The 22,326-nt window shown below is 42.9% G+C and carries 19 protein-coding genes and 1 tRNA gene; 11 read left to right on the top strand and 9 right to left on the bottom strand.

The features are described from left to right. Positions 1 to 87: 87 nt before the first annotated feature. Entirely contained in the window at positions 88 to 993 is a 906-nt protein-coding gene (locus tag VLA57_RS00950; protein ID WP_201532044.1) for a LysR family transcriptional regulator, read from the top strand. Between the two features lie 468 nt (positions 994 to 1,461). Here the strand turns inward: VLA57_RS00950 and VLA57_RS00945 are convergent, their stop codons facing one another. The 4 genes from VLA57_RS00945 to VLA57_RS00930 all read right to left on the bottom strand — a co-directional run bounded on the left by VLA57_RS00945 (position 1,462) and on the right by VLA57_RS00930 (position 7,243). After that, positions 1,462 to 2,520, bottom strand: a complete 1,059-nt coding sequence (locus VLA57_RS00945) for a CaiB/BaiF CoA transferase family protein (RefSeq protein WP_333954062.1) — start codon at positions 2,518 to 2,520, stop codon at positions 1,462 to 1,464. Next, on the bottom strand, positions 2,513 to 4,696 hold the full coding sequence (locus VLA57_RS00940) for a 3-hydroxyacyl-CoA dehydrogenase NAD-binding domain-containing protein (RefSeq protein ID WP_333954061.1): 2,184 nt from the start codon (positions 4,694 to 4,696) through the stop codon (positions 2,513 to 2,515). The genes VLA57_RS00945 and VLA57_RS00940 overlap by 8 nt, the downstream gene beginning before the upstream one ends. A 56-nt stretch (positions 4,697 to 4,752) precedes the next feature. Continuing rightward, on the bottom strand, positions 4,753 to 5,961 hold the full coding sequence (locus VLA57_RS00935; RefSeq protein ID WP_333954060.1) for an acetyl-CoA C-acetyltransferase: 1,209 nt from the start codon (positions 5,959 to 5,961) through the stop codon (positions 4,753 to 4,755). A 139-nt stretch (positions 5,962 to 6,100) separates the two neighbouring features. Next, the gene (locus VLA57_RS00930) at positions 6,101 to 7,243 is read right to left on the bottom strand and encodes an acyl-CoA dehydrogenase family protein (protein ID WP_333954059.1); all 1,143 of its coding nucleotides are present in this window, start codon (positions 7,241 to 7,243) and stop codon (positions 6,101 to 6,103) included. Between the two features lie 238 nt (positions 7,244 to 7,481). On the opposite strand from VLA57_RS00930, the gene VLA57_RS00925 reads away from it, so the two are divergent. Then, positions 7,482 to 8,135, top strand: coding sequence for a TetR/AcrR family transcriptional regulator (locus VLA57_RS00925; protein ID WP_333954058.1), 654 nt, complete (start codon positions 7,482 to 7,484; stop codon positions 8,133 to 8,135). A 231-nt stretch (positions 8,136 to 8,366) separates the two neighbouring features. Here the strand turns inward: VLA57_RS00925 and VLA57_RS00920 are convergent. Beyond that, a tRNA-Leu gene (locus VLA57_RS00920) sits at positions 8,367 to 8,453 on the bottom strand. 139 nt (positions 8,454 to 8,592) lie between these two features. Further along, entirely contained in the window at positions 8,593 to 9,366 is a 774-nt protein-coding gene (locus VLA57_RS00915) for a ferredoxin--NADP reductase (RefSeq protein WP_011513866.1), read from the bottom strand. 398 nt (positions 9,367 to 9,764) lie between these two features. Here VLA57_RS00915 and tsaA point away from each other — a divergent pair, with 398 nt between their 5' ends. From tsaA to gspK, 8 genes are all read left to right on the top strand, one after another. Continuing rightward, positions 9,765 to 10,607 (top strand): tRNA (N6-threonylcarbamoyladenosine(37)-N6)-methyltransferase TrmO, encoded by an 843-nt coding sequence (gene tsaA, locus VLA57_RS00910; protein WP_201551041.1) that lies wholly within the window; start codon positions 9,765 to 9,767, stop codon positions 10,605 to 10,607. 63 nt (positions 10,608 to 10,670) lie between these two features. Continuing rightward, positions 10,671 to 12,458 (top strand): GspE/PulE family protein, encoded by a 1,788-nt coding sequence (locus tag VLA57_RS00905; protein WP_333954057.1) that lies wholly within the window; start codon positions 10,671 to 10,673, stop codon positions 12,456 to 12,458. Between the two features lie 148 nt (positions 12,459 to 12,606). Beyond that, positions 12,607 to 13,395, top strand: a complete 789-nt coding sequence (locus VLA57_RS00900; protein WP_333954056.1) for a TatD family hydrolase — start codon at positions 12,607 to 12,609, stop codon at positions 13,393 to 13,395. 233 nt (positions 13,396 to 13,628) lie between these two features. Then, positions 13,629 to 14,312, top strand: coding sequence for a TetR/AcrR family transcriptional regulator (locus VLA57_RS00895; protein WP_011513862.1), 684 nt, complete (start codon positions 13,629 to 13,631; stop codon positions 14,310 to 14,312). Between the two features lie 176 nt (positions 14,313 to 14,488). After that, positions 14,489 to 15,172 (top strand): prepilin-type N-terminal cleavage/methylation domain-containing protein, encoded by a 684-nt coding sequence (locus VLA57_RS00890; protein ID WP_333954055.1) that lies wholly within the window; start codon positions 14,489 to 14,491, stop codon positions 15,170 to 15,172. A gap of 3 nt (positions 15,173 to 15,175) precedes the next feature. Continuing rightward, a complete protein-coding gene (gene gspI / locus VLA57_RS00885; RefSeq protein WP_333954054.1) occupies positions 15,176 to 15,655 on the top strand; it encodes a type II secretion system minor pseudopilin GspI in 480 nt (159 codons plus the stop codon). After that, complete coding sequence (gspJ, locus tag VLA57_RS00880) at positions 15,652 to 16,509, top strand: type II secretion system minor pseudopilin GspJ (RefSeq protein ID WP_333954053.1); 858 nt, start codon at positions 15,652 to 15,654, stop codon at positions 16,507 to 16,509. The genes gspI and gspJ overlap by 4 nt, the downstream gene beginning before the upstream one ends. A gap of 3 nt (positions 16,510 to 16,512) precedes the next feature. Beyond that, complete coding sequence (gene gspK, locus VLA57_RS00875) at positions 16,513 to 17,556, top strand: type II secretion system minor pseudopilin GspK (RefSeq protein WP_333954052.1); 1,044 nt, start codon at positions 16,513 to 16,515, stop codon at positions 17,554 to 17,556. 49 nt (positions 17,557 to 17,605) lie between these two features. Here the strand turns inward: gspK and VLA57_RS00870 are convergent, their stop codons facing one another. The 3 genes from VLA57_RS00870 to ychF form a co-directional block, all read right to left on the bottom strand. Then, on the bottom strand, positions 17,606 to 18,286 hold the full coding sequence (locus VLA57_RS00870) for a TetR family transcriptional regulator (RefSeq protein WP_011513857.1): 681 nt from the start codon (positions 18,284 to 18,286) through the stop codon (positions 17,606 to 17,608). 82 nt (positions 18,287 to 18,368) lie between these two features. Beyond that, positions 18,369 to 19,802, bottom strand: coding sequence for a deoxyguanosinetriphosphate triphosphohydrolase (locus VLA57_RS00865; protein ID WP_333954050.1), 1,434 nt, complete (start codon positions 19,800 to 19,802; stop codon positions 18,369 to 18,371). 136 nt (positions 19,803 to 19,938) lie between these two features. Continuing rightward, complete coding sequence (gene ychF / locus VLA57_RS00860) at positions 19,939 to 21,030, bottom strand: redox-regulated ATPase YchF (protein WP_011513855.1); 1,092 nt, start codon at positions 21,028 to 21,030, stop codon at positions 19,939 to 19,941. A 481-nt stretch (positions 21,031 to 21,511) separates the two neighbouring features. On the opposite strand from ychF, the gene VLA57_RS00855 reads away from it, so the two are divergent. Further along, positions 21,512 to 22,057 carry an Rrf2 family transcriptional regulator gene (locus tag VLA57_RS00855; protein ID WP_333954049.1) on the top strand — a complete coding sequence of 182 codons (546 nt, stop codon included), beginning with the start codon at positions 21,512 to 21,514 and terminating at the stop codon, positions 22,055 to 22,057. Positions 22,058 to 22,326: the final 269 nt, after the last annotated feature.

Here is a 22,326-nt window from a genome sequence, read left to right as displayed (position 1 = left end):
ATATTTTAATTGTTGACCACGTATAGATAAACCGTAATAATCGCAAATAACAGTTCTTATTTAGAGAACAGTTAAGGAGCATTTTATATGGGACAATTAGAAGACATGGCAATGTTTGTACGCATTGTTGAAGCTGGCAGCATTACCAAGGCTGCCGAACAACTAAATATTGCCAAATCAGCGGTTAGCCGTCGTCTCAAGGATTTAGAGACGCGCTTGGGCAGTCAACTTATTAGCCGCACCACGCGCCAATCCAACTTAACCCAAGCCGGTGAGCAGTATTACCAAAAGGTGAACAATATACTGAGCGAAGTTGACGCCCTAAACGAAGAAACCAGTGGTGCGCCCACGCGTATCGAGGGCACCTTAAAAGTAACCGCGCCATTGTCATTTGGCTTGATGCATCTAAATGATGTCATTGATGAATATGCCAATCAGCATCCCAATTTGAACTTTGAGCTCGATTTCTCTGATCGGCATACAGATTTGGTTGAAGAAGGGTTTGAGTTGGGGATTCGTATTAGAGAACTGCAGGACTCAAGCTATCAAGCCAAACGTCTGGCGCTGATTCGCTATACCTTATGTGCCAGCCCTGAATATTTGAGTAAAATGGGCACACCAACTACTCTAGAAGATTTTGCCAAGCATGAGTTTTTACAATACGGTCTAAACAAATCTAGCACGATAGAGCTCATAGATGAGCAAAGTAAAAAGCACCAAGTCGCTATCAACTCAAAAATAAAGGTCAATAATGGCGACTTTTTACGAGAAATGGCGGTAAAAGGTCATGGAATCGCTTTTTTGCCCAATTTTATTACTTACAAAACCTTAGCCAGTGGTGCACTTGTGCCCATCATGCAGCAGTATCAATTGCCGACTTTAAATGCTTATGCTGTTTATCCCAAAAACCGTTTCTTATCGCAGCGCTGCCGTTATCTAATCGATTTTATCGCTGAGCGTTTTGGCGATGATCCTTATTGGGATCGTTTTTAACTTTGTTTATGCGTTGGTATTTGTTTTGCTTAAGTTTGTAATGCCTGTATAGATTCGCTTAGAGCAACTTAATAGGTATTAAATACTTGCCCATGGTACTGACAACGACTGCTTTTAACTAAATGAGTAATTATTAGTGGTTATTTTGATGTCTCAAAATGCCTGAATAAAGATAATTAAAAACAACAATGCAAATAATGTTTTAGGTTAACGTGCGGTGTCTCATTGCTATCACCGCGATAACTATTACATCCCGTCAAATCTTCTTTGCAAAATTGCAAGCCTTCCTCGTTAGTCAGACTTAGATCTGCTTTAACGACAAAGATTTTATATAGCCTTTTGTGTCCATCGTGTCGATACTGCTGCTGCTGATATTTTTAATGTTGGTATCATGAACGATTTTTTGCAGCCTAAACCTTCTTTTGTTTTTGACGATTAACTTTAAAACAGCGTCCTTAGTATATCATTTTACTGCCAGCCTAATGTTGCACCATGCTCATCTTGGTGCGTAAATAAAGGGTGCGCGCGCGCTTCCTCTAGCGTCAGGACTGGCGTAACACACACATCTGCCGATTCAAAAACCTGCTGCCAGTGAGCAAGACCATAACTGGCAAAGGTATCAGCGACCAATTGCGCCGCTTCTTGGCTGTCTCTGGTATTAGGCATGACACCCATTTGCCAATGCTTAGTTTTGAGCTCAGGTAATTCTAATACGTCACATAAACCTTGCCAAAACTTTAGCTCTAAAGAGCCGACTGCCATATGACGATCATCTGCTGTTTTGTACAAACGATAGCAGGGTAGTAGACCACCTAAAAAATCATGCTCCGGCTTTGGGTTTTTACTAGAAAAGCTTGCAACCAACTTACCAGTCGCTTTTGGCATGACCAGATGTTGATACAAGCTATGGGTCATACTGACCGCAACGTGACGACCTTTACCCGTGCGCTGTGCTGACAACACGGCAGCCAAAAGGGTAATGACTGCCGTATCACTGCCGCCTGCCAAATCTGCAAACTGGATATTAGGCATTGCTTGATCACCATCTGCGGTTTTGAGCTGATCAAGCACGCCGCTCATCGCCATAAAGTTGATGTCATGACCAGCTTTATTAGCCCAATCATGGATAATGCTCTCGCCATCAACAACGCCATAACCCGTAATCGATACCATGACCAGCTTTGGATTAATAGCATGCAGGGTCTTAGCGTCCAGCCCCATACCTTCAAGCACTTCTGGGCGAAAACTATCAAGCATCACATCGGCATCTTTAAGATGCGTTTTGATTGTTTCAATACCTGCTGGATCACGAAAATCAACTTTTTGAGTCTCTTTACCATGGTTTAACGCGGTGAACAGCTCGCCAAAGGCACGGGCAGGATCACCATTCTTTGGCTCGATTTTGATGATTTCTGCACCTAAGTCTGCAAGCAGTCGCGTGGCAAAAGGCCCTGGTAGGTTGCGCGTCAAATCAACAACGCGCAGCCCCTGTAGGCAGTTTTTCATAGTATCAACTTGATTAGCCATCAACAAACTCCTCACCACTTGAAGCCATATCCACTAATATTTGAGCCGGTTCAAACCGTTTACCATATTTGCTAGCAAGCTCGCGGCTACGTTCAACAAATTTATCAACGCCTACTGAGTTGATAAACTGAAGCGTACCACCTTGGTTCGGTGCAAAGCCCCAACCGAAGATTGAACCTACGTTTGCATCAGCTACCGTACGTACGACGTTTTCCTCGAAACACTTCGCGGTCTCATTGGCTTGCACGTAAAGTAGGCGGTCTACCAAGTCTTGCTGAGACGGCTGCTCATCTGTCGCTGGATATAACTCAGTGAGCTTAGGCCATAGATGCTTTTCACCATTTTCTGGATACTCATAGAAGCCTTTAGCAACCTTTTTACCTTCACGGCCAAGTTCTTTGACCATTTTTTCTACCACTGGCATGGCTGGATGCGGTGTAAAGGTTTTGCCTTGCGCTTCTAAGGCACGCTTGGTTTGCTGCATGACATGTAATGACAGGCTCAGTGACACCTCATCTTGCAGTGCGAGTGGTGGCATCGGCATACCTGATTTCATACCAGCCACTTCGATGCTGCGTGGGTGAATACCTTCACTTAACATGGCAATACCTTCTGAGACATAAGTGCCAAAGACGCGAGAAGTGTAGAAGCCGCGGCTGTCATTGACAACGATAGGTGTCTTACCGATTTGACCGACATAATCAAAGCCTTTGGCTAACGTTGCATTGTCCGTTTCTTCACCCACGATAATCTCAACCAATGGCATTTTATCTACTGGCGAGAAGAAATGTAGACCGATAAACTGGTCTGGACGCTTGCTGGCTTTGGCAAGTTCAGTAATAGGTAATGTAGACGTGTTTGACGCATAAACGGTATTTTCTGGAATTACTGCTTCAGCATTACGCGTGCATTCAGCTTTGATGTCTACATCTTCAAATACCGCTTCGATAATTAAATCACAGCTTTCTAAATCGTTATAAGACGTTGTGGTTTTAATAAGGTCTAACAGTGCTTGTTTTTTCTCTGATGTTGAATGACCACGGCTGATCGCCTTGTCTAGCAACTTAGTAGAATAGTTTTTGCCTTTTTCAGCGCCTTCGATAGCCGTATCTAATAATACTACGTCCATACCCGCTTTAGCTGAGACGTAAGCGATACCAGCACCCATCATGCCAGCACCAAGGATACCGACTTTGCTTACTTTAGAACGCTCAAACCCTTCTGGGCGTGACTGACCTTTTTTAATACTATTTAACTGTGTCCAAAGCGTATTGATCATATTTTTGGACACGTCTGATAATACACAAGCGACAAAAAAGCGTGATTCGATTTTAAGACCGTTATCGATATCAGTTAGGCAGCCTTCAAAGACACTAGATAAGATATGGGTGATTGCCGGATAATTGCCGTGCGACTTTTGATTTGCCATCGCAGGCGCAACCGAAAATACTTGTACTACTTTAGGATGTTTGCTGTCGCCACCTGGGATTTTAAAGCCTTTTTTGTCCCAAGGTTGCTGAGCTTTTGGATTGTCATTAATCCACGCTTTAGCCTTACTGATAAGCTCATCACTGTCATGAGCCACATCATGGATAAGACCAATGTCAACGGCTTGCTGTGGGCTAAGCGCTTTGCCTTGCGTCATCATCTCAAGTGCTTTTTGAATACCAATCAGACGTGGCAGACGCTGAGTACCGCCGCCACCAGGCAATAGGCCTAGTTTAACTTCAGGTAAACCCAGCTGGGTTTTAGACGCGGTCTTTGGAGAGTCAATGGCGATGCGATAATGACAGGCTAACGCAAGCTCTAAACCACCACCTAATGCCGTACCAGTAATAGCAGAAACCACTGGCTTACCTGACGTTTCAAGTGTACGTAGGCTAGTTTTTAAGTCCTCAACCAAGTTAAACGCTTGCTCAGCAGTTTCAATAGTGGCTAGTTGGTCGATATCTGCGCCAACTACAAAGGTTGATTTACCAGACGTGAGGATCAAACCTTTTGCTTCTTGGTCATTGACAAAAGCATCCGTCAATTTGGCAAAGGCGTCATTAAAGCCATCACCGATGACATTCATCTTACGATCTGCTTGATCGATAGTAACCGTGATAATACCGTTGTCTGATTCTGCTGAAAAACTGTTTAATTCATTAATGGCATTTACGCTGTTTGTGTTCATTCGATATCCTTATTTTCTATGCGTAGGTTTGTCCATATATAGGTAATATTTGAGGCTTAAACACGCTCAATAATGGTAGCAATACCCATACCACCGCCGACACACAGTGTGATCATTGCTGTTTTTAAATCGCGGCGCTCAAGCTCATCAAGCACCGTGGTCAGCAGCATTGCGCCTGTCGCACCCAGTGGGTGACCCATAGCGATAGCGCCACCATTAACATTGACGATATCAAGCGAGAGACCAAAGTCATCAGCGGTATTAAGCGGCACAGCAGCAAATGCTTCGTTGATTTCCCAAAGGTCGATATCAGCAGCAGTCATACCGGCTTTAGCCAGTGCTTTTTTGCAGGCAGGGGTAGGGCCAGTCAACATGATGGTTGGCTCTGAACCAATCACAGATGCCATCGTTATTTTAGCGCGTGGTTTTAGACCTGCTTTTTTGCCAGCAGCTTTACTACCCACAAGACACAATGCTGAACCATCAACGATACCCGATGAGTTACCCGCATGATGAACATGGTTGACGTTTTCAATAGTGGTGTATTTATCAAGAATAACGCCATCGAAGCCCATTTTACCGGACATCATAAATGAAGGTTTTAAGCCAGCCAAAGTTTCTACTGACGTGTTTGGGCGAATGGTTTCGTCCTTATCTAATAGCAATAAACCGTTTAAATCTTTGACTGGAACCACTGATTTATCGTAGTAGCCTTTTTCCCATGCCGCCGCGGCTCTTCTGTGTGATTCTGATGCAAACTCGTCAACGTCTTTACGACTAAAGCCTTTTAGCGTTGCGATGGTATCAGCGCCAACGCCTTGAGGTACGAACTGAACGGCATCGTTTACTCGTGGATCCATATACCAAGCGCCGCCATCCATACCCATTGGTACACGGCTCATTGACTCAACACCACCGGCAACGACTAAGTCTTCCATACCAGACATGACTTTGGTTGCCGCAAGGTTAATTGACTCGAGACCAGACGCACAAAAGCGTGACAGCGTTAACCCTGCCACACTCTCATGCCAATCGGCGTCGATAACGGCGATGCGTGCGATATCAGAACCCTGCTCACCGACTGGTGTCACACAGCCTAAAATGATGTCGTCTACCAAACTGGTATCTAAATTATGGCGTTGTTGCATCTCTTTTAGTAGCGTGCGTACAAGCCAGATAGGTGACGCCTGATGGAGGGAGCCATCTTTTTTACCTTTGCCGCGTGGGGTGCGGATAGCATCATAAATATAAGCGATCTCAGTCATAATAAATCCCTTTAATATTTCATTGGATATTCGTTAAATAAAGTTTTGAGGAGAACGTACTCTCCTCAATTCAATACTTAATAACATTCATATAATGCTTAATAACATTCATATATCGATTTGGTTTCACCCAGTCCTATTACATAAAGCGTGAGGCAAGCTCCTTCATAATCTCATTAGTGCCGCCGTAGATTTTTTGGACACGAGCATCAGCATACATACGAGCGATTGGGTACTCTGTCATATAGCCGTAACCACCGAATAACTGTAAGCATTCATCCATGACATTGCACTGTTTTTCGGTCACCCAATACTTGATTAATGACGCTTGCGGTGCAGTTAAAGTGCCATTAATCATCGCTTCAACAGCAGAGTCACACAAAGCCTTTACGGCTAGGTAATCAGCTTGAACTTCAGCCAGCTTAAAGCGCGTGTTTTGGAACTTCCAAATTGACTTTCCAAAAGCTTCACGCTCTTTTACGTACTCAAGCGTCAACTCTAAAGCCAGTTTGATAGCACCGCAACCACTTAGCGCAATAATCAGGCGCTCTTGCGGCAACTCTTGCATCATTTGGATAAAGCCAAGACCTTCAACACCGCCTAATACATTTTTCTGTGGGACACGGACGTTACTAAAGAATAGCTCTGAGGTATCTTGAGAAGATAGACCGGTCTTTTTGAGGTTGCGACCACGTGAGAAACCTTCTAGAGCGTCAGTTTCGACCACAATCAGGGAAACACCCTGATCGCGATCCGTTTTGCAAGCTAAAACGATAAGGTTGGTATGCTGACCGTTAGTAATAAACGTTTTTGAACCATTGATAATGTAGTCGTTACCATCTTTCACCGCGTAGGTTTTGACTGCCTGTAAGTCAGAGCCTGTCGTTGGTTCTGTCATTGCGATAGCGCCAACAGATTCGCCAGTAGCCAGTTTAGGTAGCCATGCTTTTTTCTGCTCTTCAGTACCGTGCTTTAAAATATATGGCGCTACAATACCTGAGTGGACCATACCACCAAAACCAGCTTGGTTAGCCTGTGCCTGAGCTAACAAAATAGCGGCTTCGTGACCAAAATCACCACCGCCACCGCCATATTCTTCAGGCATTGACGCACATAAAAACCCCATATCGCCTGCCTCGTTCCAAGCTTTACGGTCAATCATGCCGTTTTCACGCCACTGCTCATCTTTATCCTCCCAACTTTTAAACATCTTCAAAGCACTGTCATATACCATGCTGTGTTCTTCGGTCATCCAGTTTGAGGTAAATGCTTCAATACTCATGTTGTCCATCCTTGACAGTAATTATATAGAAATTGAATTTAGGGTAATTTATATTACCCTTTAGTTAGGTATTAAAAACTCTTTAAAATAAAAACTTGTAGAAGATATACTAGATGACCAAACTGCTTTATTCAATACGTTTAAAATAAATGGTAATACATCTTACCTTAGATAAAAGTGGCTTATTGAGTGAAGAGATTGACTCTAGTCTAAGTAGATTACAAGGGAGTAAATAGTAATGACAATGAGGACAGTCAAGCGAAAGGATGGTATTGAGACCTCTCAACATTTAGCGCCCTTATCAGATATGCGACCTGCCACCTTGGATAAGATTGAGCAAGCGGTTCGTAAAGTGTTCGCAGGCTTCGACCCTAGTGAAGTAACGATGGCTCAAATTGCAAAGTCTGCCAACGTTTCATTGCAAACGCTCTATAAATACTTTGGTGATAAGCAAACCCTGTTTAATACAATTATGGATATCGTGCTTGGTAGGCTGGCTGAGCGAATCATGGATCACTTACAAGGGATTGATAGCGTAAAAGATCGATTGCGCAAGACACTCTGGGTATGTTTTGATTTTGTCGACAGCCATCCAGATGCAGTGATGGTGCTGTCCTCGATATCGGTATCCCGCATTCGCAGTATTGCTATTTATGAGAATAAAGAGCTGATTGGTGCATTTTTGGATGTATTAGAAGATGGGCAAAAACGGGGTGTATTGAATGACAGTGTGCCGCTATATATTTTGTTTGATGTGTTTATGGGTTTTATCAGCCGTCTAGGTTTTATGCATATTATGCGGCAGACCAATACGCCGATAAACACAGAATTTGACGCGCTATTTGTGATTTTATGGCGAGCGATATCTAAGCCTGAAACAGAGAAAGTGTAATGGTTTATCGCCTAGACCATATTAGAACCTGACTTTCTAACAGCGTCTCCAATCTTAACTTTTATCGTTAGACAGTCATTTTAACTAATGAAAACAGTAAAAAGGGTCATTACTGTTAAGTTTATTGTTATTAATCTCAGTTTTATACAGATAACTACAGACACAAAAAAGCCCAAACGCTTTAAACGTATGGGCTAATTGGTCATTCTCGAACTTACTTGTACTGCTAATTGGTACCGGTGGTCGGACTCGAACCGACACGCTTTTAAAGGCAACGGATTTTGAATCCGTCATGTCTACCAATTCCATCACACCGGCGTGTTAGGTGATAAAGTTTATATACTGCAAACATTATCGAATTGGGCTACAGGGTTATCTCTGTATAGGCTGCGTATTATAGCAGCCTATTTTTGAGCGTCAAGAATTATTTATTGTATTTTGAATAAAAGTTTAGATTTTAACCAACGAAGGCGCGTTCAACCGCATAATCTGCCTGAACACCCATACGCGGTGATACTGTTAGACCAAAATCATTCAAAATAGCTGAGACTTCAGCATTAAATGGCATACTACCGCAGATTAGGACGCGATCATCTTCCTTGTTCATCGGAGGCAGTCCGATATCTTCAAAAAATTTGCCAGATTTCATTAAGTCGGTAATACGACCAGTGTTTCTAAATTCTTCGCGAGTGACCGTTGGGTAGTAGATGAATTTCTTACGGAAATCTTCACCAAAAATTTCATCATTCGGCAGCTCGTTTTCGAACATGTCACGATAAGCCAAGTCACTAATACCGCGCACACCATGCACTAATATGACCTTTTCGAAACGCTCGTAGACTTCAGGGTCACGTGCTAATGCTAAAAATGGTGCAACACCTGTACCAGTTGAGAGCATATAAAGGTTTTTACCCGGTAATAGATCATCTAATACCAAAGTGCCCGTTGGTTTTTTACTGACCAATAGCTCATCACCAACTTTGATATGTTGCAGACGAGACGTTAAAGGACCGTCTTGCACTTTAATGGAGAAAAACTCCAAATGCTCTTCATAGTTAGGACTGGCAATCGAGTAAGCGCGCAGCAACGGCTTGCCATCAACGACCAAACCAATCATCGCAAACTCGCCATTGCGAAAGCGCAAGCCGTCGTCGCGTGTGGTTTTGATGCTAAATAGTGCATCATTCCAATGATGAACCTCTGTAACCGTTTCGGTGCGAAGTTTTGACATAAATTCCTCGTTAGTAAGTGGTAATCTGTATCAATCTAAATAAATGCTGAATACCCATTTTTCATGATAAAGTCAAAATGGTGCAAAATTTTAATAGAAGATGAATGCTATCAATGCTAATTAAGCCATCACTCTGTTATTTTAACATTATTATTCGGCGTTATAAGGTGATGCGGCGCGCATGACCGCGATTTTTAAGCCATTAATGATGAATGCAAGCCATTCTCAATAAATTTCTCGCTCATCATAACAAACTTTAAAATAAAAATCCGTCAAGCGGCTTTGGTATAGCATGATAAAATGGAATATCGTTAGTGAGTTATTATCTATAATTAGTCACAGATGGCTTGTATAGCGCTTATGTGGAACTATAAAACCTTGTTTTTTGGATTTGATTTATGTCTTGTCAGACTGCTTCTTCATTGAGTAATCATATAGCACCAATTATCGGCTACCATCGTGCGCCGCTTTCACAGAAGTTTGGCGCGCCAAGACAGCCAAATCTGGTTGCATTGACCAGCGTGATTGAGATGATTGCGCCTTATGATACGCCAGCTGCGTTTGTTGGTTTGGAAGATTTTAGCCATATTTGGGTCAGCTGGCAGTTTCATCACAACTATTTGTATAAAGATAAACAGGCTAATAAAGCGGATAGCAGCTTTCGTGCGCAAGTGCGACCGCCGCGTTTGGGCGGCAATCAAAAGATAGGCGTGTTTGCCAGTCGCAGTATGTATCGACCCTCAGCGCTTGGATTGTCTGTGGTTAAGCTTGAAGCTATTGAGATTGTAGAAGGACGGGTGCTACTTATCATTAGCGGTGCTGATATGATAGATGGTACGCCAATCATCGATATCAAGCCTTATGTGGCTTATAGTGATGCGTTACCTGATGCACAAAGCGGCTTTGCGCCCTCTGCGCCGCATTTGTTGGATGTGACTGTCACTAAAGTTGCCTATGAGCAGTTTGTGCAAATTATAGACAAGCAACATACTCATAATGAAGCAGAAAAAACCGCTCACAATGAAAAAGCAACGATAAAAGCGGTCATTGATAAAATACAGAAACAGTTACTTATATCTGATCTCGATAATATCAAAGCATTGATAGCCCAAGACCCACGCCCTGCCTATCGTCGTAAAGAGACACATACACCATTTATCATGCGCTATAAATCTGTTGATGTAAGTTTTCGGTTGATAGATCCAGGTGAATTACAGATAACGGATATCGACACAATATAGTCTAAGAGGTAAGATGAATATCGACATTGCACAAATGCTTTAAACCATAAAAGAAGAAAAAATATGCCTGCTCAACAGTATTCGATAGTAATTGATTTGCGTTGGTGCCTTGATGAGTTGCTGGCAGATCGAGTGATAGACCAACGGGGTTATAATCTCGTCATTACCAGCCGCCGCACTAAGGGTCAGCATCCGCTATTGACTATAAGTGAGTTTGGTCTGCCTAATAGTCATGCACTTGATAATAATACTGAAAATAAATTAACTTTGGCATGGCTCAATCAATGGTTGGCTGCCAAAGCAGATATGCCGCTTGTCCGTATTGACCCGTTAAAAGTCGATGTACCGGCAGTGACGCAGCTGATGTCGTTTGAGTATGCACGATCGCAGCATATTTTGCCGATTGAAGTAACGCTTGATGAGGTGGTTATAGGTACCGATCAGCCATTTTATACCGATTGGCATGGCAATATTGAAAAGCTCATTAAGTCAAAAAGCTATCGTACAGTCTTTATTAATCCTGAACAAATCAATCGCTATCGGCAAGAATTTTACCAAGTCACGCAAGCGATTGCAGGGGCGAACTCACTACATAAACGTGCCGCATCTGATATCACTAATGTTGAAGCACTATTACAGCTAGGGGACAATACCAACCCCGATGCCAATGACCAACATATTGTCAAAGTCGTCGATTGGTTGTTGCAATATGCCTTTGAGCAGCGCGCCAGTGATATCCATTTAGAGCCACGTCGTGAGACGGGCAAGGTGCGTTTTCGCATTGATGGGGTGCTGCATAGTGTTTATGAGATGCCACTCGCTATTATAGTGGCGGTAACGGCACGTATTAAAATCTTGGGACGGCTCAATGTTGCAGAAAAACGCAAACCACAAGACGGGCGACTAAAAACACGTACACCAAAAGGCTTAGAGACGGAGCTGCGTTTATCCACGATGCCGACTGCCTTTGGTGAAAAGTTGGTTATGCGGGTATTTGACCCTGAGGTACTAGTACGCTCATTTGCTCAGCTTGGTTTGTCAGGTAAGCAGCTGGAGACTTGGCACGAGCTGACCGCGCATCCAAATGGCATTATATTGGTTACCGGTCCGACGGGTTCAGGTAAAACGACCACTTTATATAGTACGCTCAAGCAGCTCGCCACTGAGCAAGTCAATGTCTGTACTATTGAGGATCCGATTGAGATGATTGAGCCAGCTTTTAACCAAATGCAGGTCAATCCAGGGGTTGATTTACATTTTGCTGATGGTATTCGCTCTTTAATGCGTCAAGACCCTGATATTATTATGGTTGGTGAGATTCGTGATGCTGAGACCGCCAATATGGCAGTCCAAGCGTCTTTGACAGGGCATTTGGTGCTCTCAACCTTACATACCAATGATGCGCCAAGTTCAATTACTCGACTGCACGATTTGGGTATTCAGCCTTTTTTGACCTCAGCGACTATCTTGGGCATCATGGCACAGCGTCTGTTACGGACATTATGTCCACATTGTAAGCAAGCCGTGGATGTTACGGCAGATAGCGAGATTGCCATTCAATGGGAAGAATTAGTACAGCCGTGGCGCGCGTCCGTGCCAGCGCAGATTTATAAGGCACAGGGTTGCGAGCATTGCCGTCATACTGGCTATCAAGGTCGTATTGGTCTTTATGAGATTATGCCATTATCAAATGAGTTGAAAAAACTGGTCGCTGCTGATGCCAATTTAGATGCGCTTAAGCAGCAAGCATACCGTGAAGGTGTACAGCCATTACGCTTATCGGGTGCGAAGCGTATTAGTGAAGGGGTAACGACCATGGAAGAGGTGATGCGCGTGGTACCTTTGCATTAGTAGTGCCGCTATATTAAAAGATGCCATTGCCTTAAAAGTAAGTTTGTTAAGCAGCGCTTGAAAAGTGCCCGCTTCAAAACAATAAATACCATACAAATTGAAATTTTTATCCCAATAATTTTTAAAAATGACTATAACGAGATTGTTTATGTTTACCGATAGCCACTGCCATCTTAACCGTTTAGATTTGACCAAATACGATGGTCAATTGTCTGGCGCAATTGCCGCGATGAAAGAAGCCAATGTCACTCGCGCGATGGCAATTATGTGTGATTTTGCTGAATATGATGAGATTGCCAATATCGTCAAGATTTATGGCGATGAAACGCTCAATCTTGGCATGAGCGTTGGTATTCACCCTTGTGAAGATATCAGCGTTTTACAATCTGCAACCGTTGAACGTTTGATAGAAACGGCTAGCGCTGACCATGTGTGGGCAATAGGGGAGACGGGACTTGATTATTACTGGTCGACAGAAAATAAAAAAGCGCAACAAGCCAGCCTTGCCCGTCATATTCATGCCAGCCAAAGTCTAAAAAAACCGCTTGTCATCCATATGCGTGATGCTAAAGAAGATACGATTGATATTTTAAAAGCAGAAGGTGCTGAGCATGGCATTATTCATTGTTTCACCGAAGATTGGGAAACCGCAAAACATGCCTTAGACTTAGGGTTTTACATCTCATTTTCAGGCATTGTCAGCTTTAAAAGCGCGCAAAATATCAAAGATGCGGCAAAAAATATGCCAAGAGACAGGATATTGATCGAAACGGATAGCCCTTATCTAGCGCCTGTCCCCAAACGTGGTCGCCCGAATGAACCAGCTTACGTGCCTTATGTCGCCAGTTGTATTGCAGAGATGTATGGCTGCAGTAGCGCAGAGGTCGGTACACTAACTGCAAAAAACTTTGAGAATTTACTAGCACAGTATCATTAAAATGGTTATGCTATGACCACTCAGTCATTTCTTGCAAGTGGCAGCTGTTTTATGCATGCCGTCTTGCAACGTTAAATATAAGTACATGATTATAAATGATTATTTAGCAAACATACGCATATTTCTTTATTGTGTTCGTCAAGCAGTCTTTGAAGTATTTGATACTCCGAATGCCGATATGCCAATACGAACTGTGGTCATATGCATGATATTGTCAAGTTTTAGGAGAAGTTATGAGTCGTCAGCATCAATTCAAGGTACGAGAAGAGAATATCTTAGCAATGGCAGAGCAATTGCTACTTGAGTCAGGCGATGGCGACATCACTTTAGACAGCTTGGCAGACCAGCTTGATTTGGCTAAAGGCACATTGTATAAGCATTTCTCTAGTAAAGATGAGCTCTATCTGCGTATTATCATTCGTTATGAAGAGCAGCTGTTTGAGATTAATCGTATTGACGATTGCCCATCAGCAGGCGTCGCTCGTATGATTTTCCAGCAATTATTTAATCCACAAAAGGCCATGCTACTTAATCAAATCGAAGAGCGTTTGGCGGCATCAGTGACAGGTCTTAATCGCTTATTTGGTGAGCTCTATGATATTCGCCGTCAGCGCATGAAGCGCTTGATTGATATCATCAGTGCTTATCTGAAGGATGAGCACAGTAGCTTAAGCACGCGTGATTATCTATCTTCTATCTGGGCGATGGGTCAGGGCGGTGCAGGGCTGTTGAACTCAAGTTTTTATCAGCGTTATTTGGGACGCCGCGACACTCTGCGTTATGCCTTTGTCCAACAAATGCTAGAGCTGCCAAGCCATTACCCGGCGGCTGAGGATGAAGTGATGGATGAGGACATGCAGGAATTGGTCGAACAGATTGATACTGAGTCAGAGGAACATCGCAACACCAATTATTAGGTTTTTACTGTAACGTGAAAACCATGAGTCGTTATTTTATAAAAATCTGTGTTGTTATATGCTATATAGCAGCACATTAACTTTTACTTGATACGATCAATCCTCTCTCCTGTTTTATATCTCACCCAATATAACGTCATTTTTAAAAGAATGACGCCATTCAAGATGACTTTTGTATGTCAAAACTCTCATCACCAATGAAACATCATCATACCCAAGCTGGCTTTACACTGGTTGAAATCGTCGTCGTCGTGGTTATTTTGTCTATATTCGCTGGCATAATGAGCTTATCAGTAGGTAGTAGTGAATCGCGTAAAAATCGCGCTTTTTATGAGCATCTGACGGATTCATTAAGCTATGTTAGGCTGTTATCGGCTGAACGTATGCAGCCGATGGGTTTGAGTCTGCAAGCCAATAAGCAAGGTCAAGTAACTCCGGTTATAGTCACTTTATCTAATCCTTATGTGGCTTATCAAACTGACGCTTCTATATCTTCTAATACAAATGGCACGCCTAAAAATTCAATGGAGCTATCTGCCGATTTATCCAGTATGTCTAGTGGGATTAAAGATAAATTACCAACACCAAGCTGGGAGCTTGAGTCCGAAGTCACTTTACTTGAGCTGCCTGCTGGGGTGAGCTTAGCCATACAAAGCCTAGATGCTGGTAATATGTCAAATAGAGGACAAATCCAAGCACTGCAACCTTGGTTTACAGATCAAACAGTGCCGCAAGTATTATGGTTTGGCACAGGGCAAGCAGCACCGGTGACCATTGAAGTGCGCCATAATTCGCGTCTGGTAGGTGAGGTCATTACGATTATGCCCGATGGCAGTATATCGATAGGTCAAGGGCAATAACTGATGATAAATAATGACAGAGCCAAACCTAACCATGTAAACCGAAAGCCAAACCTACCAAAGCATGAGAGCGGATTTACCTTGATTGAGGTGATGGTTGCTCTAGCGATTTTAGCGGTTGTGGCAGTGGCTGCGAGCCGTGCCAGTAGTGCTTATTTAAGCTCAGTCGATGTATTACGGACACGTACGCTTGCGCATTTTGTTGCCCAAAACGCTGCTGCTGACTTACGTATTCAAGACACCTGGCTAACTGCTAATAGTGCCCAGACAATCAATGCCCAAGGTCGCGACTGGCAAATTACGATGACTGTGAGTCAGGGTATAACGCCAGCATTAAAAGAGGTGAATATCGCCGTTGCACCTATCATAGATGGTCAAACGCGTACCGCAGTCAATGATATCAATGTGATACTGAGCAACTCAAAGCAAGATATAGGTAGTTTGGACTTGACTGGCTCAAACCCAAATGGAGGTAGTCTGTGAAATCGCAGCATGGATTTACCTTACTTGAGCTGATGGTCGCCATGGCAATATTTGCGATGCTAGCAGTGGCAGGCTGGCAGGTGTTTGATAGCGTCAACCGTGCTCGAGAACGTGCCCAGTTCCATGCAGATAATTTAGCCGTTTTGCAATATGCTTATCTGCAGCTACAGCAAGATATGGGGCAAATCGTTCCTTATCAAGCAGTAGATACTCAAATTGCCAGTGCTTTAAATATTGATAATGCAAATAATAGCAATCAAGAAAATGCACTACAGCCTGCGCCTGAACCTTTTATGAATCTGGATAGGGCACGTGTCAGCTTTGTCCGTTTTGCTGATCCTGATCCTCGATATCAAAGCAGTCCTAGTATGCAGCATGTCGAATATATTTTTGCTGATGAGCGTTTGATTCGCCGTCAATATGCCAGTATAGGCGGAGGTAGTGATAGCACCAGTTTGGATAGTGTCTTGCTGGAAGGAGTGACAGCAGGGCAATGGCAAGCGTATTTGCCAGAAATAAGTACAAAGTTTCCTAATGAAGACAGTAATAGTAACAGTGCCAGCTTGAATAGCCAATTTGGACAAGGGGCGGCGTCAATCACTGCTCAGCCTGAGAGTGTGCTGCTACCGAAAGGAGTTGCTATCACTTTCACTTATCAAGATATGCCGATCACTTGGCAATGGGCGCTTGCTCCTCAGCCAATACCAAATAATAGTGCCAATAAAAATAATACTCCTGATAATTCTAACGGCAATGGCAATGGCAATGGCAATGGCAATGGCAATAGTAATGGCGCAAGTAACAATGATGCTGCCAATGGCAATGTAGATAATAATTCAGGGAATGGAATTTAATATATGCCAAGCATGCCAGTTATGCCTATGAAAGCCGACTCTCAGCGTGGTGTCGCGCTACTTACCATTTTGTTATTAGTGGTTAGTATTACGGTGGTTGCAGGGGCGATGCTTGCCAGCCAAAAAATTGCGATTAGACGCAGCGGTTTGTTGTTTGATCAAAACCAGCTCTTACAAGATATCGATGCTGGTCAGCAACTAGCGGTTACGATGATTCGTGCCGATGCTAATCTAAATGACACTGATAGTACGCAAGATATCTGGGCAAAGCCTGTACCCCCTTATACCTTGGGCACACATAGTATTGGCATTGAAATACGTGATGAAGCCAGTCGCTTTAATATCAATAATTTATATCAAAACGGCGCAGTTGATAGTAATGCTTTGGCAGTGTTTCAACGGCTATTAACCCAATTGAATTTGGCGCCAGATATTGCTATTGCTGTTCTTGATTATCAAGATGCAGACAGTGAGGTTTATCAAGATGGCGGCGATGAAAGTACGGTTTATAACCAGCAGTCTAATAGCTCAGCAGATAGCGACGTGCCCAATCAACGATTGGTCAATATTGATCAGCTGCAAAATGTGAAAGGCATCAATGTGGAAGTATTGGCAGTGCTACGACCTTACATCACAGTAGTGCCACATTATTTACCTATTAATATGAATACAGCCAGTCCGGTGATACTTGCTGCTCTAATCGACGGCGCGACTAGCCAGCAAATGCAAACCATCGTTGACCTGCGGGAAAAGCAAGTAGTCGAGTCTATTGATGAGATATGGCAGCTGCCAATATTAGGTAGTTTAAATGAGAAGCAACGAAAAGCACTAGCGCCACTCCTGGCAGTTGATAGCCAAGCTTTTACCGCACTGATCACTGCTACGGATAATGCAACTGTTGGTCAAGCAAGACAACGCTATGCAACCATCATGATTAGCAAGACTGCTCCTGATGTTACGGAAAATAGCAATAATGCTGATAACAAAAAGCCCAAAGAGGTCCGCGTGGTGACGCAACGACTTTGGGCATTTCGACCGAATTTTTGATGATTACCACTAAACGATAATCATCAAAAACAACCAAATATATGTCTTATTAATCACTTAAATGAGTTTCTTCAGTAGATTTCCAATTATAAGCGCCATAAAACAACATCTGTGCTTGGCGTGTACAATTATGTAGCATCAGTTGCTTTCGTTGTTCAATTTCAGCCAAGTCGACTTCATCATCATGATCTTCAGTATAAGTCAGCTCTAGCCAATCAATAATCCAAGAAAAAAACATATTGACCCCAGCCTCAGCCAGCAGTCTACGATCATAAGTATTAATGTGTGTAAAAGCAGGCTGTAACGCCAAATCGTCTGCTAAGCTTCCCCCATGCTGTTTAATAAGCTCATTGATGGCTTTACGGACGGCGTCCGAGCCACCATAGCGCTCACTGACCAAAAACTGCCAATAGTAGGGTTGCTCACTGACCATATGCAAGAATAGCTGAATACTTTTGGCGATTTGACGCTCAAAGCTTCGTTTACGTCCAATATGCAAACTCTCACTCAAAGTGGCTAATGTACCACCTAACTCTTCAATCACCAAAGCGCGACCGAGCGATTCCATATCATCAAAATGGCGATAAAATGCGGTCGGCACGACACCAACCTCGCGCGTGACTTGTCTGAGGCTAATAGAGCTAAAAGATTGTCCTGTCATACATAAATCAAGCACTGCATTAAAAAAGGCGTGCCGAGTTTGAAGTTTTTTTTGTTCGCGACTGCTCATAATATTTCAAAATTAACTGATAGATGTCTATCATACTCATTTCATTGCAAAAATACGAATGAAATACGCTTAAATGTCGCTTTTAAACAACAGTCCCCCAATGTCCTTGTAGCTCTTGAGCCAGTCGATAAGCTTCATGGTCGTTCATGCCCGTTATAAAGTCTAAGACATTGAGCATATTTTGATAAATATTATCTGTTAAAACACGGTGATGCTCATCAAGATGTGGCTTTAGCAACATGAGCAAACGCTGTTGTTCAAAGGACATCGGTGTGCTTGTCTCATTTGTCCAAGCTAACGGCATAAAAGCATCCAACAGGCGATGTAGACATTGATTGGCCATTAGTTCCATGCGCACTTTACTTGGGTGGTTAAAAATTTTTTCACGTGCTAACTCTTTGGCTTGGGTAATACCATGCCGAACGGTCGCATCACAATGGGTAAATAGACTGCCTTGCAGTGTACCCGCTAGCATCGCATCACTATTATCAACAAACGCATCGGTGACGGTATTGACCAATCGCATCATTGCCCGTGCACGTAGTGATGCCAGATGCTGCCTGACGGACATATGTGTAGGCAGGCTGATAGTGCTAGGACGCTCGCCAATCAGCTCATAGAAGATAGCAGCCACCTCATTGTAGGTAAGCATATTTAGATTGATACCATCTTCTAAGTCTATCAGCGCATAACAAATATCGTCAGCAGCTTCCAACAAATAGGCGAGGGGATGGCGAGCATAACCGTCATGCTGCTCTGAGCGAGGTAGATTCAAGCATGCTGCTAACTCGTCTAACTGTACGACTTCGCTATAAAAGCAGCCAAATTTTTGTGCCTTAGCTGATATCCTGCTGTGCGGAGTACTTTGATGAATGCTTTGAGTGTCATTATTACTATGCGTCGCAAGCCAAGGATATTTCATAAACGCGCCTAGCGTGGCACAAGTCAAGCGCATACCACCTGCATCAGGGTGATGCTCATTACGGATGAGTATGCGAAATCCTTGCGCATTACCCTCATAAGCCAACAAGTCTAATTGCTCATTATTATTCAGATTTTGCAAAATAGCCTGACGGTCAGGATGCATAAACCAATCGCGAATGGCGTATTCTCCTGCATGCCCAAAGGGTGGATTGCCGATATCATGGGCGAGGCACGCTGCTTGTACAATCACACCCACATCAGCTGGCGTGACACCATCAGGTAAACCACTTTCTAGTTTGTCATGTAGCTTCTCGGCTGCCATGATCCCTAAAGAGCGCCCAATGCAAGAAACCTCTAGTGAATGTGTAAGTCGGGTATGAATGCCCAATTGATTGGTCAATGGATGGACTTGGGTCTTTTGATTGAGTTGACGAAAGGAATGCGAAAACACCAATCGGTCATAATCTTTGTGAAAAGAAGAGCGCGCAGTATCTTGAGCAGGGGCTTTTTTATGACTGCCTAAACGCTGGGCACTAAATAGTTTTGCCCAATGGCTACGGCTATTAAGTGGTTTATTGATAGGAGTGAGCATAGTTTATAGTCCGTTATTTTTATTATTTAACTGTTGTCGCTCCCAGTATAATAAAAAAAGCCAGCATCAAGGCTGGCTTTTGGTTGTTCTATGCTAAGACTGTGTAAACATGCTGTCTAGTATTAAAGGTTAAGCTTTAAACATTAAAACGGAAATGCATCACATCGCCATCTTGTACGATATAAGTCTTGCCTTCTAAGCGTGATTTACCGGCAGCAGCAGCACCTTTTTCGCCGTTATGTTCGATAAAGTCGTCATAAGCAATGACTTCAGCACGAATAAAGCCACGCTCAAAATCAGTATGAATCACGCCAGCTGCCTGAGGTGCGGTTGCGCCAACGGCTACTGTCCATGCACGCACCTCTTTCACACCAGCGGTAAAGTAAGTCTGCATATCAAGCAAATCATAACCACCGCGAATGACTTGGTCAAGACCGGCCTCGAGCATGTCCATTTCAGCCAAGAAGTCTTTTTTATCATCTTCATCAAGCTGGGCAATTTCAGATTCGATTTGGTTACACAATGCGATAACGATAGAATCTTCGCCAGTCGCATAGTTACGTACGGCATCTAAGTAAGGATTATTCTCAAAGCCGTCCTCAGAGACGTTAGCGATATACATGGTAGGCTTCAGAGTAATTAAACCATAGCTCCTGATGAGTTTTTTCTCATCAGCATCAAGATTGGCGGCGCGTGCGGCTTGACCTTCTGCTAATAATGGCTCAATTTTTTTGAAGATATCAAGCATAGCGCCAGCGTCTTTATCACCGCCTTTGGCTTTTTTGGTCAAGTTAAAGATCGCGCGCTCAACCGCTTCTAAATCGGCTAATGCCAATTCAGTATTGATGGTCTCGATGTCGTCGATAGGGCTAACGCGACCATCAACGTGTACGACATTGTCATCATCAAAACAGCGTACCACGTGCGCAATCGCATCGGTCTCACGAATATTGGCTAAGAATTGGTTACCCATGCCTTCGCCTTTTGACGCACCAGCGACCAAACCTGCGATATCAACAAATTCCATCGTCGTTGGTAGTACGCGCTCAGGGTTAACGATATCCGCCAGTTTCTTTAGACGTGGGTCAGGCACTGGAACGATACCCGTATTGGGATCTTTGGTACAAAATGGAAAGTTTTCAGCGGCGATACCCGCTTTGGTCAAGGCGTTAAACAGGGTGGATTTACCCACGTTTGGTAGACCGACGATGCCGCAATTAAAACCCATAACATGCTCTCAATATATTGATAAAATCAGTTGATATAAGACTTAGTAAAATAGTAAATCAAAATTGGGCGTATTGTAGCAAATTTAACCGAATATGGGTGAGGTTGTTATACTGGTTAATTGGAATTTCATCGAGCAGTATTAGCTGCCTTTTTGGTTCTCATTATTATGCTAAGCTACTGTAGTTAAAGCACTTCAAAATAGACAACGATAGGGTGCTTTTGTTGACAGAATAGCATTCATTAACTTCTATTTCTCTCTTTAGACTCCTGATGGTTTTTATACATAAATAGTCTAAGTCGATAAAAGCAGTGGATTTCTACTGCTTTTGTGAGAGCGGATAATAACTGATTCGATAAGCTTGGGGCGTTATTCCACATTCAATCCATTTCTTTTTATAAAGCGATTTTAAATCACTTTACTTATCTAGCACAGCCCTTAGAATAAATGAATAAACCATTAAAAATAGGAGCACTTTAAGGTGCGATTGACCAATTACAGTGATTATGCACTGCGCTCGTTAATATATTTGGCGACTAAGCCCGAGCCGACGCTATTGGCAAATATCAGTGATATTGCCAATAGCTATCATATATCTAAAAGTCATTTGACCAAGATTATCCAGCAGCTCGGACAGCTTGGTTATATCGATAGTGTGCGCGGTAAGAATGGCGGTATTCGCTTAGCGCACGCGCCAAAAGACATTAATTTGGGTGAATTGATTAAACAGATAGAGCCGGATTTTGCTTTGGTTGAGTGCTTTTCTACAAACTCATCGGACAGCTCGATCGCTGATATTAATAGTGCTGTAATAAATGATGAAAAGAACGCTAGCGTCAACGATATGTCATTAAAACTGATTGATGAAACTGTAAGTCACATAGCTTCAGGCTGTATTATCAGTCCGGTCTGTCAGCTAAAACAGGTGCTTGCTGAAGCGTTGACAGCATTTATTGCCGTGCTTGAACGTTATACATTGGCAGACATTATCGAGAATAAGGATGAGCTTGCAGCGTTATTATCATAATTTTCATAACATATTTTCTCTATTTTGAAAGGCAATTTAAATAAGACAGGATGTTGTGATCTACTTAGCATCATTGTTAATTTACGATTAATATTATGCTGTTCTAGTGAAAACTATTTAAATTAACTTCAAGATTATTAAAGAGTCATATTATAAAATGCGTTTGCAAAATGAGCGCATCAGCTGTTATGGCAGTTATGTTATTAACAGGTTGCTCAAGTTTAGATATGGTTAGCAACGCCACTCAAGACAGTACCATATAAGTTACC

It is taken from the genome of Psychrobacter sp. S4(2024), assembly GCF_036861305.1.
GTDB lineage: Bacteria > Pseudomonadota > Gammaproteobacteria > Pseudomonadales > Moraxellaceae > Psychrobacter > Psychrobacter cryohalolentis.
This window is presented reverse-complemented; position numbering and strand designations above follow the sequence as displayed.